This window comes from Catenibacterium sp. co_0103 (genome assembly GCF_004168205.1).
Classification (GTDB): domain Bacteria; phylum Bacillota_I; class Bacilli_A; order Erysipelotrichales; family Coprobacillaceae; genus Catenibacterium; species Catenibacterium mitsuoka_A.
Genome location: NZ_RCYB01000002.1, coordinates 1 through 18,320, shown reverse-complemented (window position 1 = coordinate 18,320; position 18,320 = coordinate 1). Strand labels below are relative to the sequence as shown.

Sequence of the window (18,320 nt, the reverse complement as noted above, 5' to 3'; positions counted from 1 at the left end):
TATGGTTAAGGCATCGGCTAGCATGACCCTCGTGAGAGTTAATGATGGCGAGGACGGACAGGGAATTCGCTCAATCACTCCGGAGTATTACCTATCAGATTCAGCAACGGAAATGCCCGATGCAAGCAGTAACGGGTGGAAAAGCGTTCCCGATGACTACATTGACAAGCATTATTACTGGGTTAGGTCGAAGATATTATGGGATGATGGAACATATACAACGACCACCCCAGTGCTTGCAAATGACCTAAAGTCAATCATTGATGATTACGACAACAGAATAAACAACATGAACAATCAGCTGCAGCAGGCGACTAAGGATGCTTCTTCGTCTATAGAACAGACAAAGGCATCCATCTTACAGACAGTATCAGAGAATTATTATAGTGCTTCAGATGGTGCAAACCTCGCTTCTACTGTATCTACTATTCAGCAGACAACGGAAAGCATTCAGATGGGATTTGTAAAGAAAGAAGACTTTAGTTCTCTTTCTGACACTGTATCAAACAATCAGACTCAGCTGAACACTTATATCAGATTCAATGCAGACGGAATAGAGATAGGTAAGCAGGAATCTGAATTCAAGACAAAACAGACAAACAGCAAGTACTCTATTCTTCAGAACAATGACGAAGTAGCGTATTTCGCTAATAACAGAATGTACAATTCAAACATCGAAGTTTCTAGTTCCTTGAGGATTGGAAACTTCGGATTCATTGTTAACCGCGATGGATCATTAACATTTAAGAAAGTAGGTGGTGACTGATGGCAACATATGCAACATGCAGTGCTTCGTTTGGCGGCGGCAATGGTAATGTCACAATGACAATGACACGAACAGGTGTCAATGTTGACGAAAACTATGATTTATGGACTGCTACACTGACAAGGTACTATAAGTGGGATATCCACTCAAACGCTACTAAATACGGATCTATGTGGGCTAATGGCGTACTGTTATGGTCTGGTGGAGTGACTATTGGAGGAAGTGGAACAAAGACACTTGCGACGGTTACTAATATTAGAATCCCTCATGACAGTAACGGTGGCAAGCATTTTGATTTCTCATTCTCACAGGAATTGAAAGTAACTCTTTCGGGCAGCTATGTAGGTAGTGTATCTGCTTCGGGTGGTGTTGACTGCGATGTCATTCCTAGAGCAACTAAGCCTTACTGTTCTCCAACATCAGTTTATTTTGGAAACAGTGTGACAATCAAGACACCTAGGGCATCATCTGACTTTGGTCATGTAATCTCATACAGTTATTACGATATGAATGTACAGATTGCTGATAATCAGTGGAATGACGAATTCAGATGGACAGTACCGACTTCACTGATCAGCAAGATGACTAACACGTCATATTCATATATGACATTCAAGGTAGATACATACAATCGTGCCGGAAAGTACATCGGTACTAACTACTGCCGATTGGATTTAGTACTGCCATCGGGCTATGAGCCAACCGTAACAGGAATCACATACACAAATGAAGATGCTGCAATCGCAAAAAGATTCGGAGCATCAACAATTATACAGGGCGTTTCGAAAGTCAAATGTAATGTATCAGCAACGGCGAAGAACGGTGCTTCAATTACTTACTATTACAATGAGATTGATGGACAGATCATACCTGGACCAAACAGTTTCTTTACAACTCAGCCGTTGAAATCATCTGGCACAGTTACACTTAAATCGACAGTTACAGATTCAAGAGGACAGAAAGCCGCACTTTCGAAGAATATCAGTGTCACGCAGTGGTGGTCACCGACTGTTAAGAATGTCACTGCACAACGTTGGAATGTATCGACTAACAAAGCTGACGATGAAGGTACGGCAGTTAAGATTACTTATTCATTTTCAATTGCACCTGTTGCAAATAAAAATGATAAGTCTGTCATGATCCAGTATAAAAATGGTGAAACATGGACTACTCTTGCAACTTATACAGATTCATACAGTGGCGAGAACAAGGTATATATATCATCTGCTGGCAAGTTCAGCGCAGACAATGCCTATTCTTTCAGAGTGCTTGTGAAGGATTACTTCACTACAGATGGTGTTGCATCTTATGCTGCTATCGCTCCTTCATTTAAACTGCTTGATTTTTCGGCTGACGGCAGAGGAATTGGAGTTGGATGCAAGGCAGAGAGTGGGAAATTAAAGGTGGATATGCCTCTTGAAGCGCAGTCATTTAATGGGTATGTATTTGATTTTGATACAGAGAATCAAGTAGATACATGGGTGCCCGTGCTCACGGATAAGAAGATACAGCATAGAGTTATTGGCTGGTCTGATTGGATCTCTTGTGGAACTAATGCATGTGGTATCACACTGAAATACCGATATAACGACGGATTGAAACTCTGCGAAATAAACTGGGATGGTGTAGTAAACGCCACAATCGGAGGGAATACTATGGGGTACATGTGGACAGGATTTCCTGCCGACAAAAAACCAAAAAGCAATATGTTCATTCCCATAGCAAACCCCGCTGCAGACGCTGGGCTAGTCATCAGATATTACCCTATAACCAACGATGTCACAAAAGGTAATTTTACTTTGACTTCACTAAGAAACACCATAAACAACGTTTATATTTGCGGTTTTTATACATATTCATATGCTTAAAAAGGAGAAGAAAATATGAAATTATATGATACATCATTAAAATACATGGATGCGATTAACGCTATCGGAGGCACTATTGTAGCAGTATTGACTGCTGCATTAGGCACACATTGGTTTTTATTCGTAGGCTTTTTGACATTAAACATCATTGACTACATCACAGGAATTAGAAAGTCTAGATTAACAGGCAAAGAAAATTCCGCTAAAGGAGTCAGAGGTGTATGGAAAAAGTTAGGTTACTGGCTCATGGTGCTAGTAGCATTTCTTGCATCTTCTATTTTCATTGAGATTGGACAGACAATTAACATCGATTTGACTATCACAACTTATGTTGGATGGTTTACATTAGCATCTCTCATTATCAATGAATTAAGAAGCATCATTGAGAACTTCGTGGAAGCCGGAGACAACGTACCATCTGTTTTAACTAAAGGCTTAGAAGTAGCAGAAAACGCTATCAACAAGGAGAATAACAATGGGTAATGACGAATTTCTAAAGATTGCAACCGAAGAAGTAAGAAGATATACAAACGAACATCTAGAAGATCCACAGGATTTCGATATCTATGTTGTGTGGGTGTGTAAGACACTTCAAAATAACAAGGCTTTACTATCAACTACATTGTCAGATGGTATGTATTTTGAGGCTACTTATAACGGAGATAGAAAAGAATTATATTTAGATGCTTACAAGAAAGAAAAGAATGTGTGTATTAAATTATAAGAAAGAAGGTATAAAGTATGAGAATTAACGTTCATGGTGGACATTCTTTAAAATGTCGTGGAGCAAGTGGATTGTTAGACGAAGTCAATGAAGACAGAAAAGTTAAAAACAAAGTAATTGAGTTGTTAAGAGCAAACGGACATACAGTATATGACTGTACTGATGATAATGGAAAAGACCAGAATTCTAACCTAAAAGCAATTGTAAACAAGTGTAATGATCATAATGTTGACTTAGATATCTCTATTCATCTCAACGCTGGAGGCGGAACAGGTACAGAGGTATATATCTACAACAGTAAATCAAAAGCAAAAGATGAAGCTGAAAGAATCGTCAAGAATATTTCTAACACTCTAGGCATTAGAAATAGAGGTGTTAAAACATCTACAAAGTTATATGTGTTGAGAAAGACTAATTCTCCAGCGCTTCTAGTTGAGTGCTGCTTTGTTGACAATGCCACAGATAAGGCTCATTGGAACGCTGACAAGTGCGCAAAGGCAATTGTAGAGGGTATCTTAAATAAGAGTGTAAACGAACATGTTAAAACTCCTACACCTAAGCCACAGAGCAATGCATCTAGTACTTTAGGTACTTATATGATTACTGCTAGTGATTTAAGTGTCAGAACAGGACCAGGAGCTAACTGTAGAAGAAAAACATACAATGAATTAACTAAGAACGCTAAGGCTCACGATTACGACAAGGACGGCTGTCTAAATTATGGCACTCGTGTTACTGTGTCTAAATTCGATGGAGATTGGGCAAAGATTCCAAGTGGTTGGGTTGCTAGAAAGTATTTGAAAAAAGTCTAATTTAAGTTTTATTATGAGTTTATTCATAAAGATGTTGACTAAACTTGACTTAATTTCGACTACACAACAATTTAAAGCATAAGAAAAGACCAGGGCTATTTGCTCTGGTCCTTTTTTGCGTTTTCAATAACTGCTTCCATGGCTTCTCTGAAAACAGCAGACTGCTTTATTCCTAGTTTCTCACATGCTTCTCTGAACTCGGTGACAAATTCAGTTTTGTAACTAACGCTTACTGTTTTCATATTACTTTTTGTCCACTGTTTGACATATTCTTTTTGATTGAATTTTTCTTTTTCCATACTCAACTTTCCTTTGCTAGAAGATACATACCTAAAAGCATCATCAGTATTCCTATTAGCCAATAGCTTTTGTACACTGTTAATGCAATTCCTGAAAACATTACTATAATTGCTATTTTCTGTTTCATAGATTTGTGATATCATTTAGATGAAGAAGGAAGAAGAAGTTCTTCCTTTGTGAATTACTTCTTCTTTTTCTTTTTATTGCTCTGTGTAATGCTCTTTGCTAGTTTGGCGCCTACCCAAGAAGCAATCACTGTAGCAATCGGTTGGGCGAAATTGTTAAAGATTTCGCTCAATTTTTTTAAATCATCTAAATTCATCTTTTTCCCTCCTTCCTTTTGTGATTATATTATAACATACTCCAAGTAGTATGCAAAGAAGAATATAAAAAATATTGATATATTTATTTAAAAGATTTATTATAATTATATGCACGAGGGCACTTTTAAACATTGGGCTTTAGTGCTTTTGGTTAATCGCTTCTTTCTGTCTTTGGTCGGTCGGAAAGAAGCATTTTTTATTTGGACTAAAAAGTGGACTAAAAAATTAAAACGATAATGATAAATAGCATATTTCTATATATTTAAAGTCACGAAAAAACACATAAATATATAACATTATTCAATGTGAATTGCTATCAATAAAATCCTGTCACCCGCACCATTCTGAATGCAGACACCGAGTAATCGGTGTTTTTTTTATGCCTAAAAATAAAAAATCTACCAAAATGGTAGATTACATTCCATTATAGAAGAGAATTTGATGAGGGGAAGCTCATTAGTATCTCATATATTTTGGGAAGCTATAACAGAATGATGTGTATATTATAATACTCTAGAATAGAGTAGTAAATATGTATATGGTCATGAAATCCCTTGTATTTCATAACTGAATGTTTTAACATATTATTACAATTGAAATGGGAGCTAATTTGCTGAGAGTAGACATAAGTCTTGACCATGAAACCTGATTTGGATAATGCCAACGTAGGAATTTTATGAGCACCCTCTTTCAGCGTGCTCTTTTTTATGGAGGAAAAGAATATGAACTACATTAAGAAATTAAGAGAAGTAAAACCATTAGTACACAACATCACTAACTATGTAACAGTGAATGATGTAGCCAATGCGATTCTTGCAATTGGTGGCAGTCCTATTATGTCAGATGAGATCACAGAAGTGGCACAGATGACTTCTATCAGTAATGCATTAAATATTAATATTGGGACTCTCAATCAGGTGAAAATTGCTTCTATGTTTGAAGCAGGTAAGGCATCTAATGCGTGTAAACATATTACTGTATTAGATCCAGTAGGTGCAGGTGCGACTGATTTACGTACTAATACATGTAAGGATCTACTCGCTCAGATTCATTTTGATGCCATCAAAGGGAATGTTTCAGAAATCAAGACTTTAATGGCTGGTACAGGTCATACTAAAGGTGTTGATGCATCTGCAGAAGATCAGAAGAACTCACAGGATCTTATTGACGATATCAAAGCATTCGCAAAAGAACTCAATACTATTATTATTGTGACTGGTCCTATAGATTATGTCACTGATGGTAATAAGTGCTATATGATCAATAATGGATGTAAAGAAATGAGTGCTATTACTGGTACTGGATGTATGTTATCAGGTATCTTAGGCTGTTTCTTAACAGTAGAAAATAGTGTAGATAGTGCTGCGGCAGCTGTTATGTCCATGGGTATTGCGGGTGAAATTGGTGCATCTAAATTAAAAGAAGGTGAAGGTAATGCAACACTTCGTACTTATTTAATTGATGCATTATTCAATATGACTGATGAAGAACTAGAAAAGAGTGGTAAATATGAAGTTCAATAATGACATGTTGAGACTCTATGCTGTGACAGATCGTCATTGGACAGGAGAACAGACTCTATATGAGCAGGTAAGAGATGTTTTAATGGGTGGTGCAACTTGTCTTCAGCTAAGAGAAAAAGACCTAGATGAAGCCTCTTTCTATGAAGAAGCAAAGAATATTAAAGAACTATGTCGTTTATTTGATGTACCATTTATTATTAATGATAATGTTATGCTTGCTAAGGAAATAGATGCAGATGGTGTTCATGTGGGTCAGGATGATATGGCATGCGTGAAGGCAAGAGAAATACTTGGGCCAGATAAGATAATTGGTGTAAGTGCACATACTATAGAAGAAGCAAGAATTGCGAAAGAACATGGTGCAGACTATTTAGGTATAGGGGCTATTTTCCCTACATCTTCTAAAGATGATGCGGAAGTATTAGGTATCAAGCGTTTAAAAGAAATGACGGATACAGTGGATCTTCCAATGGTAGCCATTGGTGGAATCAGTTATGATAACTGCTTATTACTTAAAGATACAGGTATTGATGGCATTGCGGTTATTAGTGCTTTATTTGGTCAGAAGAATATTAAACAGGCTACTATTGATTTAAAGAAGCGTGTGGATGCACTTTATGAAACAATGCATACATGTTTAACTATTGCCGGTAGTGACTCGAGTGGTGGTGCAGGAATACAAGCAGATTTAAAGACAATGCTTGCTAATAAAGTATTTGGTATGAGCGCTATTACAGCCCTCACAGCCCAGAATACAACGGGTGTGACAGATATTATGGATGTTACTCCAGAGTTCTTAGAAAGCCAGATTCGTGCTGTATTTGATGATATCTATCCAGAAGCTGTTAAGATTGGTATGGTGTCTTCTAAAGCACTTATTCATACTATTGTAGAAATGTTGAAACATTATGATGCGAAGCATATTGTGGTAGATCCAGTCATGGTTGCGACAAGTGGCGCAAAGCTTATTAGTGATGAAGCTATCTCTACATTAAAGGAAGAATTACTTTCTATTGCTGAAGTCATTACTCCTAATATTCCAGAAACAGAAGTACTCACTGATATGGAAGTTAAGACTGTAGAAGATATGGAAATAGCAGCTAAGAAGATTTATGACACATATCATTGTGCTGTATTAGTCAAAGGTGGACATCAATTAAATGATGCCAATGACTACCTATACAATGGTGAAAAGGGTACTTGGTTTAAAGGACATAGAATAGACAACAGTAATACACATGGTACAGGATGTACTTTATCAAGTGCGATTGCATCCAACTTGGCTAAAGGCTATACACTAGAAGAATCAGTTAGACATGCTAAAGCATATCTTTCTGGTGCAATAGGTGCTATGTTAGATTTAGGTCAGGGAAGTGGTCCTATGGATCATGGCTATAATATCTAAAAGTACACAATAATTCCATAACTGCCTGGTATAATCTCTGTTAAGAGGTTAAGGGCATGAAAGAATTCAAAGCGTGGTTTATACTCATATTATTTATTTTGCTTCTTCGAGTTATATATCTATTACTTGAAGGTGGGCATATCTTATGAATATCCTCTAGATATATCATCTGGAGGATTTTTTTATTTAACTCAAAAACTTGCATATTAACATTCACAAAGTTAAAATGAAATAAATTAAGTTAAAAGGAGCCTATACAATGATTGATAATATATTTGGCCTATCTATAAGATATGAACCTTGGGATAAGAAAAGCATATTACCTCTCTATATTGTGAGTAATTATCAATTCTATACAGCTTATATAGAAAATATACGTTGTATTGTGATTATACCGATAGAAGAACTGCCAACACTTCCATCATTCAAAAAACAAATACAAAAAATTCGAGTAATTGATGATGTTCCTGTCGTATTATATAGTAAGACAATATCATTTTATAGAAGAAAGAGTCTTCTTGAGAATCACATTCCTTTCATAACAGATAAACAAACTTTTCTTCCTTTTATTGGTACATTACTTGTAAATGAAAAGGAACCAAAAAAGATTAAAGACAAGTTTGTCTATTCAACACAGTTATTATTTCTTGCTTATATGTATAATCATGAGAAGAAGGTATATGTATCAGATCTGTCAAAGAGCCTTCCATTTTCCGCAATGACCCTGTCTAGGGCAGTTATACAATTAGAAATGACAGATTTATTTTTAGTATATAAGGATGGTGTGAATAAGGTAATAGAATCGAAATATTCTTATAAAGAATTGTTTGAGCATATTCAACACTATCTCTTAACACCAGTACGTCAAGTAGGATATATGAATCAGTTTTTGGTTACAGATTATATGGTTCTTGCAGGAGAGACCGCATTATCAGAAATGAGTATGTTGAATCCAAGCCGTTTTAGAACATATGCAGTATATGAAAAGGACTTTGATAAGACGCAGCTTATTGATGAATTGATAGACCCAGAAGTACAGGTAAAAGTAGAAATATGGGCCTATGATCCTCAATTATTTACTCATACAAATATCGCAGATACTCTTTCTATAGTATTGTCTTTGAAAGAAAATAAAGATGAAAGAATTGAAGAAGTCTTAGAAGACATACTAGAAAAGGAGCTGACAGATTAATGGTCAATGGAATTGCTAAGTTTAAAGAATACTTTAAAGGGTTCGAGAATCAATATGTTATTATTGGTGGCACGGCCTGTGATGTTATAATGGAAAATGAAGAACTCCCATTTCGAGCTACCAAGGATATAGATATTGTATTAATTGTTGAGTCTATAACAGCAGAATTTGGCAGGAGATTTTGGGAGTATATTAAAGAAGCTAAGTATTCACATTTAAATAAAAGTACAGGTAAAGCACAGTTTTACAGATTTAGTTGTCCTAAGAGTAAGCAATACCCATATATGATAGAAATATTTTCAAGAAATCCTGATTATATGATTTTAGATAATGATTCAATTCTTACACCTTTACCAATTGATGAAGAGGTATCAAGTTTATCTGCTATTCTTTTGAATAAAGATTATTATGACTTATTAAAAGGTGGACAGTTAATTATTGATGGCGTACCAGTTCTCAGCCCTCTATGTTTAATTGCATTTAAAGCTAAAGCGTGGTTAGATTTGACAGAAGGAAGGTTATGTGGTGAACATATTGATAGTAAGAATACTAAGAAACACAAGAATCATGTATTTCGATTGGCTCAATTGGTCTCGCCTAATACAAGAATGATACTTAGCGATGAAATCAAGAAAGATATGGAGACGTTTTTATCAGTGATGGTAGATGAAAATGTGGATTTAAAAGCTATTGGTGTACAAGCAACAAATAAGGATGAATTAATTTCTCTTTTACATCAGTGGTATGGTTTAAGAAAATAAGTGTAAAAAACCCCTATAGAAGAATCACACCTTCTATAGGGGTTTATATTATTTATTAAGTTTTTTCTGGTATTCTTTTAAGTCTTCTATGACGTTCTCTATTGTATCATATACCCAGCCAATCATTTCATCAGGAATATGCTGACTATAAAGTCCAGATAAATCCCTATGGAACTGGTTATGAACCTCTAATGCCTGATATCCTTTATCAGTAATACGTAGATATGTGACACGATGATCCGCAGAAGAACGTTCTCTTGTAAGAAAACCTTTATTCACAATAGTCTTTACATTAGTAGTTAATGTTCCTACAGTTACCTTTAATGTCTTTGCAACATTTGTCATAGTAGGAAACTGCTGCTTACTTACAGCCTCTATAATATGCATTTCATTCATTGATAACTCAGGAAAAGGACTATGTTTAATATAATCTTCCTGCACTTTAATGGCGAGTTTAAAAACTGTATTAATAGAATCCATTAAATTATTCTTTTTCGCGTCCATAATTCCACTCCTTGACTCTATTCTACAATTTTATCACATATTTGAGAAGACTAATTATATACGACCTAATGATAATTCATTCAAGAGAATCGTATGTTTTTTCTTGTTTTCATCCTCTATCACAAGATGACAATTCTCATCTAGATATAAGAATTTCACTAAACCATACTCTTTATAGGGAATTGTCTTACCTCTTAAATAAGAATGACGATTCATGCCATCTAATAAAGATGCAAAAGGCATATGAAGCATATTCTTAAATGTATCAATAATATTCAACATCAGCTTTTCTTTATCTATAGGATGATTTATCACATCAGATAGAGAATAGTAAGAACCCTTACTAATATTTAACCCTATCCCAATAATAATACCCTGTAAAGTACTCTCATAAATTGTCTCTACAAGAATACCTGCAATCTTTTGATTATTTATATATATATCATTTGGCCACTTAATGAATGCATTGATCTGTTTCATTCTTAGAACTGTCACAATCGCATAAGCCATAATGGCAGACACTTTTAAAGGATCCACGTTCTGTTTCATATAATAACTAAAGAGAAGCTGTTCATTTTTATCTGCCTCCCAGATATGATTAGAACGTCCTCGACCATGAGTTTGATAATGTGCACGGACAATTGTATCATCATCTAATTCCTGATAATGATCATGAATATACGTATTAGTAGAATCAATTTCTTCAAATTCTATATATTTCATTAGTCACCAATCGCAAAAGTGAGTTCAGCCTGTACAACAGTTTTACCATTGACTGTTGCTTTTGCTTCACCAATACCGATCTTACCTCTCATTCTTGTGAGTGTGCATTCTAATTCCATCACATCTCCAGGAATGACCTGACCTTTAAACTTACATTTATTGATTCCTGCAAAGAAGACAATCTTACCCTGATGTTCTTTCTGACTTAATATCGCAATACATCCAGTCTGTGCTAAAGCTTCTACAATCAATACACCTGGCATTACATGATGCTCAGGGAAATGCCCCATAAACTGCATTTCATTCACACTGACACACTTAATGCCTTTCGCATATTCTCCTGGCTTATAATCAGTAATACGATCTACAAGCGCAAATGGATAACGATGAGGATTAATTTTCGCAATTTCATTACTATTTAGTTCCATTGTCATACTCCTTGAATATAATACTTGCATTATGTCCACCAAAACCTAATGAATTACTCATCACATAATGAAGATCTTTCTTAACACCAACGTTTGGTACTACATTTAAATCACATTCTTCATCCTTTGCCTGATAATTTAAAGTAGGAGGAATAAAGTCATGCTTTAAGGCTAATACTGATAGTACTGCTTCAATACCTCCTGCAGCCCCTAAACAATGTCCTGTATGACCTTTAGTAGAACTTACTGCAAGCTTGTATACATGTTCCTTAAATACTGATTTAATCGCTTCAGTTTCACATAAATCATTTAAATGAGTAGAAGTACCATGCGCATTAATATAATCAATCACATCATAACTGATACCTGCATCATCTAATGCATTCTGCATTGCATAGGCACCACCTTCACCATTAGGAAGTGGGGCAGTAATATGATGGGCATCACAACTTACACCATAACCAGTCATTTCACCATAAATATGTGCGCCTCTCTTTAAGGCATGTTCTAATTCTTCAAGAATAAGAATACCTGCTCCTTCACCCATGACAAATCCATTTCTTTCTTTATCAAAAGGAATAGAAGCACGTTTAGGATCAGTGGCATCACTTAAAGCCTTCATAGAAGTAAATCCACCAATACCTAAAGGAGTTACTGAAGCTTCACATCCACCAGCAATCATGACATCCTGATATCCATCACGAATATTTCTAAAAGCATCACCAATCGCATTTGTACCCCCTGCACAGGCAGTCACTGGGCAGGTACATAACCCTTGTGCATGATAAGCAATTGCAATATGACCCGCTGCTAAGTTAGAAATAGTCATAGGAATAAAGAAAGGAGATACTCTATCAAAACCTCTCTTTTCTGCTGTCTGATAGTTCTTTTCAATAGAACCTAAACCGCCAATACCACTTGATACAATCACTCCAAAACGATGAGAATCAATGTTGTTGATATCAAGACCACTATCAGTCACCGCTTCTTTAGCTGCAATCATACCCATCTGAATAAAGCGGTCCATCTTTTTCGCTTCTTTCTTATCAATATACTTTGTAACATCAAAGTCTTTGACTTCACCAGCAAGAGTGACCTTCATATCTTTTGTATCAAATAAAGAAATAGGCGCAATACCGCACTTACCTTCTTCAATAGACTTCCATGTTTCTTCCACATTATGTCCAATAGGATTTATTGTTCCTATACCTGTAACTACTACTCTACGTTTTGTCATAAGCTCCTCCTTACATAGCCATTCCACCGTCTACATGAATGGTCTGTCCTGTAATATACTTTGCATCATCACTTGCTAGGAATGCGATTGTCTTTGCAACATCTTCTACATGTCCAAGTGTTCCTAAAGGAATAGATGCCTTTAAACCAACTTTAATTTCATCGCTTAATACTTCTGTCATATCAGTTTCAATAAATCCAGGAGCTACTGCATTCACAGTGACACCTCTAGGACCTAATTCTCTTGCTAGAGACATTGTCATACCAATGACACCTGCTTTACTTGCTGCATAGTTAACCTGTCCGGCATTACCAATCACACCTACGACAGAAGATAAAGAAATAATATGACCAGACTTCTGTTTCATCATTAAGCGACTTGCCTGCTTCATACATAAATAAGTTCCCTTAAGATTTGTATTAATAACGGCATCAAAGTCTTCAGTTTTCATTCTTAAAATTAACTGGTCTCTTGTAATACCTGCATTATTCACAAGAATATCAAGATGTCCAAAGTACTTCTTGATACTCTTGAAGATCTTTTCTACATCCTCTTCATGAGAAATATCACCTTCAACACATAATACATCTCTACCAAGATCTTTAAGTTCTTTCACTAATTCTTCAGCTAATACTTTATTCTTTTCACTTGCACGATAATTTAACGCAATATCTGCACCTTGAGTTGCAAGTTCCATCACTGTCGCACGTCCAATACCTTTTAACCCTCCAGTGACAAGGGCTACCTTATTACTTAGTTTCATTTAATGCCTCCACACACTTCTGTAAAGAAGCCATATCTTCTACCTGATATGTCTTGATTTTTTTATCAATCTTACGGACAAAACCACTTAATACCTTACCAGGACCAATTTCTATCATTGTATCCACACCATTATTGATCATAGTACGAATACTATCTTCAAAATATACAGGACTCATGACCTGTTTCTCTAACATATCCTGTACACTGCAATTTTCTAATTCCTTACCAGTACAATTGAAAATCACTGGAACATTCATTTCATGGAATTTAACATTTTTAAATACTTCATGAAGTCTTGTACTTGCATCTTTTAATAACTTTGTATGGAAAGGACCACTTGTATTTAAAGGTACAGCTCTTCTTGCACCATGATCTAATGCTTTCTGACCTGCTTCTTCTACTGCTTTCTTTTCTCCTGCAATAACTAACTGTCCAGGACAGTTATAGTTCGCAATAGAAACATACCCATCACAGCCAACACATATATTAAGTAATGGCTCACGTTCAAGTCCAAGAATAGCCATCATTGCACTCTCAACACCTTCAGCGGCCTTTTCCATTGCGAGCCCTCTTTCTCTTACAACCTGGATTGCTGTTTCAGGATCAAATACACCTGCTGCACTTAAAGCACTGTATTCACCTAAAGATAAACCACATACATAATCAGGTGTAATCCTATTCTTCTTTAAAAGAAGAGTAGCCATATTGGCAACTGCTACCATCGCAGGCTGAGTAAAACGAGTTGTACTAATAGTCTTTTCATCACTATTAAACATGATATCCTTTAAATCAAAATCTAATTTTACATTATCTAATAGGTTCTTACAGTCTTCATCATTTTCATAAAAAGACTGTCCCATACCTACATATTGTGTTCCTTGTCCTGCATAGATAAAACCGAGTTTCATACAATACCCTCCATTAATTCATCAATCAGATCACTTACATGTACAAGCTTGTCAATGCGATATCCGTTTGTGCCAGTAAATACAAGACCATTCTCACAATCACCATTCACCGCATTAATTAAAGCCTGAGTAATACAATAAGGAATAGACTTCATATCACAGCTCGCAATACATCTAAAACATCTCTTAATAGGATGTGTCTTTTCCATAAAAGGTGTCATAAAAGCACGTCCTGGCATACCAACAGGAGACTGTACAATTTTGATATCTTCCTTCTTACCGTTAATAAAATAATTCTTATACTCCATTGAAGCATCACATTCATAAGTACCAATAAAACGTGTACCCATCTGAACACCATCCGCACCAGCTTCTAACATCTCTTTAATATCTTCATTAGTATAGATGCCTCCAGCTACAAAGACTGGAATAGAATGATTGAATAGCTCTTCAAAGCTTTTCACAATTTCCTTAACATCCTCCAAGATATCCTTTAGAGAAGCACATGTATTCTCTAATAGTTCATCCTTCTTAAATCCAAGATGTCCACCTGCTTTATATCCTTCAATCACAATAAAGTCAGCTGTACGATTATACTGACGTTTCCACTTGTTTAATATCAAACGTGCTGCCTTACCAGAAGATACAATAGGTGCAATGGCTGTTTTTTCATCCACGTATTCAGGAAGCTTTAATGGTAAACCAGCTCCAGAAATAATCGCATCTACGCCACTTTTTACAGCTTGTTTGACATGCTGTTCATAATCACTTAAGGCAACCATGACATTGACTGCCACCATACCTTTATTATTTGAAATCTCTTTAGCACGTTTGATTTCTTCATCAATCGCTTCTAGATTTGCTTTCTTTGTATCTTTAAGAAAAGAAGGCTTCTTAAAGCCAATCTGAGCTGTAGAAATAACACCCATAGCTCCCTTTTTAGCCACATTTCCAGCTAAAGAACTTAAGGAAACACCAACACCCATTCCTCCCTGAATTAAAGGGAGAGATAAAGAATGTGATCCTATTTTCATAGATGAACCTCCATCACACGTTTCTTTTCTTCTTCATATTCTTTAAATAAACCTTCAATGATGTCTTTAAGACTTCTTTCTTCATGCACCATGCCAGCTACCTGACCACTCATTAAAGAACCGGTTTCTACATCACCTTCAAATACAGCACGTTTTAAAGAACCTAATGTATACTTTTCTAGTTCCATCATTTCGGTTCCTTCTTTTTCCTTCTTAATATAAGTACGTGCCATCTTATTCTTTAAGATACGTACAGGAGTTCCAGCAATACGTCCAGTTACTGTTGTATCAGTATCTTTTGCCTTAATAATCGCATTCTTATAGTTCTGGTGAATAGGACATTCTGTACTTGCAAGAAGAATAGTACCAACCTGTACACCATCAGCACCAAGTGCAACTGCTGCAAGAAGCTGTTTACCACTCGCAACCCCGCCTGCAACAATCACAGGAATATTCACTGCAGCCTTGACCTGTGGTGCTAAAGCCATAGTAGTCAATTCTCCCACATGACCACCAGATTCAGTTCCTTCTGCAATAACGGCATCCACACCTGCTTTTTCCATACGTTTCGCAAGGGCAACACTAGGGACTACAGGCATCACAATAATACCTGCTTCTTTCCATTTCTTAATATAAATACCTGGATTACCAGCACCTGTTGTAACAACAGGAACCTTTTCTTCCACCACAATATCAGCCATTTCTCCTGCTTGAGGATGTAATAACATCAAATTAACACCAAAAGGTTTATCAGTAAGTTTCTTTGCCTCACGGATATTTTCTCTTAACATCTCAGGAGACATACCACCTCCTGCAATAAGTCCTAAACCACCTGCATTAGACACAGCTGCCGCAAAAGCGCCTGTCGCAATATTAGCCATACCACCCTGAATAAGAGGGTATTTAATCTTTAATGTTTCATTTAACCACATAGTCTTCTCCTTACCACTCTATCAGATTGGCACCATAAGTCAGTCCTGCACCAAAACCAACACAGAGTATCTTCATACCTCTTTTTAATAACTTCTTTTCATTCATCTCTCCAAGTACAAGAGGAATACTTGCAGCAGATGTATTACCATATTCATCGACATTCAGATAAAACTTATCTGATGTTACTTTCATTTTCTTATAGACATGACGAATAATTCTTTCATTCGCCTGATGCACCACAAAGTAATCAATATCATCTTTAGTAAGTGATGCTTTCTCTAATACTTTCTCTATACACATAGGAAGAACTCTTGTCGCAAACTTAAATACTTCTTTACCTTCCATATGTAAATAATCATTCTTTAAACCATAAAGCACTTCTTCATTGCCTTCTGATCCTTGATAATCACAAAATAATTTCTTTTCTTTCTCTATGACAACAGCACCAGCCCCATCACCAAACAAGATGCATGTTGTACGATCTTTCCAATCAATGAGATTTGAAAGCTGTTCAGCACCAATAATTAAGGCATAACGCTTATCACTTGTATAAAGTAATGAACGTGCCACTGATAATGCATAGACAAACCCACTGCATGCCCCGTTTAAATCAAACGCAAATACATCATTATTTAAACCTAAACGTTCCTGTAAGAGACAGGCAATAGAAGGGGTATTATAGGGAGAAGACATTGTTGCCACAATAATGATTCCAATATCTTCTTTGTTGATGTTGTTTAATGCCTTTAAAGATGCCTTATAAGCCATATCTATAAGTGTTTCATCTTTACATATATGACGTTTCTTGATACCAGTGCGGGGATAAATCCATTCATCACTCGTATCAACTATCTTTGATAGATCATCATTAGTCAGTACATTCTCAGGTACATAATATCCTGTATCGATGACAGAAATACCTTTATCCATTCTTCCATTCTCCAATCTTACGATATCTGTTATATCTCTTACGTATTAAAGTATTTACATCCATTGGGACTAGAATATCTAACTGTTCTCTAATCACCTTACGTATATTTCTATAGACAGCGACAGGATTTATAGTCATACCACCTAGAGGTTCCTTGATGATTTCATCAATAATCCCATAATGATATAAATCTTCAGCTGTCATTTTCATGACTTCACATGCTTCTTCAATACGTTCTCCCTTCACATCTTTCCAAAGAATAGATGCAAAACCTTCAGGAGATAAAACAGAATAAACCGCATTTTCTAACATGGCTAAGTGATCACCAATACTTAGGGCTAAAGCACCACCGCTTCCCCCTTCACCAGTAATAATCACAATAATAGGGACCTTTAAATCACTCATCATCATCAGACTCTGACCAATTGCTTCACCAATACCATTCTCTTCAGAACTAATACCAGGATAAGCACCTGGTGTATCAATAAAAGTAATAATAGGACGATGGAACTTCTCTGCCTGTTTCATTAAACGCATCCCTTTACGATACCCTTCAGGACTTGCCATGCCAAACTGACACTTTAAATTTTCATCAATACTTCTTCCTTTTTGATGTCCAATAATTGTGACTGGCATGTTATTAAACATTCCAATACCACCGACAATGGCCTGATCATCCTTGAAATAACGATCGCCACGCATTTCTACAAACTCATCAAACACATGATCAATAAACTCATGTATATGAGAACGTTCAGGTTTTCTCGCAAGATAAACACGATCATATGCACAAAGATGTGAATATGTCTCTTTCTTATAATCATTGATTGTTTCTTCAATCTTACTGGAATCTATTTCTCTATCATTCTTAATGACTGCAAGCTTCTTTTCTAGCTCTGCAATCTTTTCCTCCTTTTCCTTTAAAGACATAATTTCCTCCATTTCCCCGCGCCTTCGTTGCGCGGACACAAATATATAACCAAACTCAAATCCCCCAAAACTCTAGTGCGCATCTCGATATAATAGTATAATCAAAGAGAGGTGGTATACTACAGAGCACGTGAAGGTGAGTAGGCAATTCTACTCAAATAGAATATCCTGAATAATTATAAGTCGCCGCTATCTTTTCAAGCACAAATAAGTTGGACTTAGAGCCAGGACACTTATGATTGTACAATCAACT

General features: G+C 36.0%; 21 protein-coding genes and 1 riboswitch. Of the genes, 9 read left to right on the top strand and 12 right to left on the bottom strand.

The annotated features are described in order from the left end of the window. The first annotated feature begins 1 nt into the window (after window position 1). The 5 genes from EAI80_RS00560 to EAI80_RS00540 are packed head-to-tail and all read left to right on the top strand — an operon-like array spanning window position 2 to window position 4,170. The gene (locus EAI80_RS00560; RefSeq protein WP_129980529.1) at window positions 2–766 is read left to right on the top strand and encodes a hypothetical protein; all 765 of its coding nucleotides are present in this window, start codon (window positions 2–4) and stop codon (window positions 764–766) included. After that, the gene (locus EAI80_RS00555; RefSeq protein WP_129980528.1) at window positions 766–2,634 is read left to right on the top strand and encodes a DUF859 family phage minor structural protein; all 1,869 of its coding nucleotides are present in this window, start codon (window positions 766–768) and stop codon (window positions 2,632–2,634) included. Before EAI80_RS00560 ends, EAI80_RS00555 begins: the two co-directional genes overlap by 1 nt. A 15-nt stretch (window positions 2,635–2,649) precedes the next feature. Then, complete coding sequence (locus EAI80_RS00550; RefSeq protein WP_129980527.1) at window positions 2,650–3,117, top strand: phage holin family protein; 468 nt, start codon at window positions 2,650–2,652, stop codon at window positions 3,115–3,117. After that, window positions 3,110–3,358, top strand: coding sequence for a DUF6275 family protein (locus EAI80_RS00545; protein WP_129980526.1), 249 nt, complete (start codon window positions 3,110–3,112; stop codon window positions 3,356–3,358). Before EAI80_RS00550 ends, EAI80_RS00545 begins: the two co-directional genes overlap by 8 nt. A 17-nt stretch (window positions 3,359–3,375) precedes the next feature. Next, window positions 3,376–4,170 (top strand): N-acetylmuramoyl-L-alanine amidase, encoded by a 795-nt coding sequence (locus tag EAI80_RS00540; RefSeq protein ID WP_238634324.1) that lies wholly within the window; start codon window positions 3,376–3,378, stop codon window positions 4,168–4,170. A gap of 95 nt (window positions 4,171–4,265) precedes the next feature. Here EAI80_RS00540 and EAI80_RS00530 read toward each other — a convergent pair whose 3' ends face one another. After that, entirely contained in the window at window positions 4,266–4,469 is a 204-nt protein-coding gene (locus EAI80_RS00530) for a hypothetical protein (protein ID WP_129980525.1), read from the bottom strand. Between the two features lie 182 nt (window positions 4,470–4,651). Next, the gene (locus EAI80_RS13255) at window positions 4,652–4,792 is read right to left on the bottom strand and encodes a hypothetical protein (RefSeq protein ID WP_161220245.1); all 141 of its coding nucleotides are present in this window, start codon (window positions 4,790–4,792) and stop codon (window positions 4,652–4,654) included. A 589-nt stretch (window positions 4,793–5,381) separates the two neighbouring features. Then, window positions 5,382–5,482, top strand: a riboswitch (TPP riboswitch). 33 nt (window positions 5,483–5,515) lie between these two features. Here EAI80_RS13255 and thiM point away from each other — a divergent pair. The 4 genes from thiM (at window position 5,516) to EAI80_RS00510 (ending at window position 9,674) form a co-directional block, all read left to right on the top strand. Continuing rightward, window positions 5,516–6,316: a hydroxyethylthiazole kinase gene (thiM, locus tag EAI80_RS00525; protein ID WP_238634322.1), complete on the top strand. Its 801-nt coding sequence runs from the start codon at window positions 5,516–5,518 to the stop codon at window positions 6,314–6,316. Further along, window positions 6,303–7,721 (top strand): bifunctional hydroxymethylpyrimidine kinase/phosphomethylpyrimidine kinase, encoded by a 1,419-nt coding sequence (gene thiD, locus EAI80_RS14005; RefSeq protein ID WP_129980523.1) that lies wholly within the window; start codon window positions 6,303–6,305, stop codon window positions 7,719–7,721. The genes thiM and thiD overlap by 14 nt, the downstream gene beginning before the upstream one ends. A gap of 259 nt (window positions 7,722–7,980) precedes the next feature. Then, window positions 7,981–8,913, top strand: coding sequence for a MarR family transcriptional regulator (locus tag EAI80_RS00515; protein WP_129980522.1), 933 nt, complete (start codon window positions 7,981–7,983; stop codon window positions 8,911–8,913). Then, entirely contained in the window at window positions 8,913–9,674 is a 762-nt protein-coding gene (locus tag EAI80_RS00510) for a hypothetical protein (protein ID WP_129980521.1), read from the top strand. Before EAI80_RS00515 ends, EAI80_RS00510 begins: the two co-directional genes overlap by 1 nt. A gap of 48 nt (window positions 9,675–9,722) precedes the next feature. On the opposite strand, the gene EAI80_RS00505 is transcribed toward EAI80_RS00510, so the two are convergent. From EAI80_RS00505 to EAI80_RS00460, 10 genes are read right to left on the bottom strand one after another with little or no spacing between them, the layout of a single operon-like run. Then, entirely contained in the window at window positions 9,723–10,178 is a 456-nt protein-coding gene (locus EAI80_RS00505; protein ID WP_129980520.1) for a MarR family winged helix-turn-helix transcriptional regulator, read from the bottom strand. 54 nt (window positions 10,179–10,232) lie between these two features. Further along, complete coding sequence (locus tag EAI80_RS00500; RefSeq protein WP_129980519.1) at window positions 10,233–10,901, bottom strand: biotin--[acetyl-CoA-carboxylase] ligase; 669 nt, start codon at window positions 10,899–10,901, stop codon at window positions 10,233–10,235. Then, complete coding sequence (gene fabZ / locus EAI80_RS00495; RefSeq protein ID WP_129980518.1) at window positions 10,901–11,329, bottom strand: 3-hydroxyacyl-ACP dehydratase FabZ; 429 nt, start codon at window positions 11,327–11,329, stop codon at window positions 10,901–10,903. Before fabZ ends, EAI80_RS00500 begins: the two co-directional genes overlap by 1 nt. Beyond that, window positions 11,316–12,566 (bottom strand): beta-ketoacyl-ACP synthase II, encoded by a 1,251-nt coding sequence (gene fabF / locus EAI80_RS00490; RefSeq protein WP_129980517.1) that lies wholly within the window; start codon window positions 12,564–12,566, stop codon window positions 11,316–11,318. Before fabF ends, fabZ begins: the two co-directional genes overlap by 14 nt. Before the next feature lie 10 nt (window positions 12,567–12,576). Continuing rightward, window positions 12,577–13,329, bottom strand: a complete 753-nt coding sequence (gene fabG / locus EAI80_RS00485; protein ID WP_129980516.1) for a 3-oxoacyl-[acyl-carrier-protein] reductase — start codon at window positions 13,327–13,329, stop codon at window positions 12,577–12,579. Next, entirely contained in the window at window positions 13,316–14,239 is a 924-nt protein-coding gene (fabD, locus tag EAI80_RS00480; protein ID WP_129980515.1) for an ACP S-malonyltransferase, read from the bottom strand. Before fabD ends, fabG begins: the two co-directional genes overlap by 14 nt. Further along, the gene (locus EAI80_RS00475) at window positions 14,236–15,273 is read right to left on the bottom strand and encodes a nitronate monooxygenase (RefSeq protein ID WP_129980514.1); all 1,038 of its coding nucleotides are present in this window, start codon (window positions 15,271–15,273) and stop codon (window positions 14,236–14,238) included. Before EAI80_RS00475 ends, fabD begins: the two co-directional genes overlap by 4 nt. Next, on the bottom strand, window positions 15,270–16,205 hold the full coding sequence (locus EAI80_RS00470) for a nitronate monooxygenase (protein ID WP_129980513.1): 936 nt from the start codon (window positions 16,203–16,205) through the stop codon (window positions 15,270–15,272). Before EAI80_RS00470 ends, EAI80_RS00475 begins: the two co-directional genes overlap by 4 nt. A gap of 10 nt (window positions 16,206–16,215) precedes the next feature. Beyond that, window positions 16,216–17,136, bottom strand: a complete 921-nt coding sequence (locus EAI80_RS00465) for a beta-ketoacyl-ACP synthase III (RefSeq protein WP_129980512.1) — start codon at window positions 17,134–17,136, stop codon at window positions 16,216–16,218. Then, window positions 17,129–18,067 (bottom strand): acetyl-CoA carboxylase carboxyltransferase subunit alpha, encoded by a 939-nt coding sequence (locus EAI80_RS00460; RefSeq protein WP_129980511.1) that lies wholly within the window; start codon window positions 18,065–18,067, stop codon window positions 17,129–17,131. Before EAI80_RS00460 ends, EAI80_RS00465 begins: the two co-directional genes overlap by 8 nt. Between the last annotated feature and the right edge of the window lie 253 nt (window positions 18,068–18,320).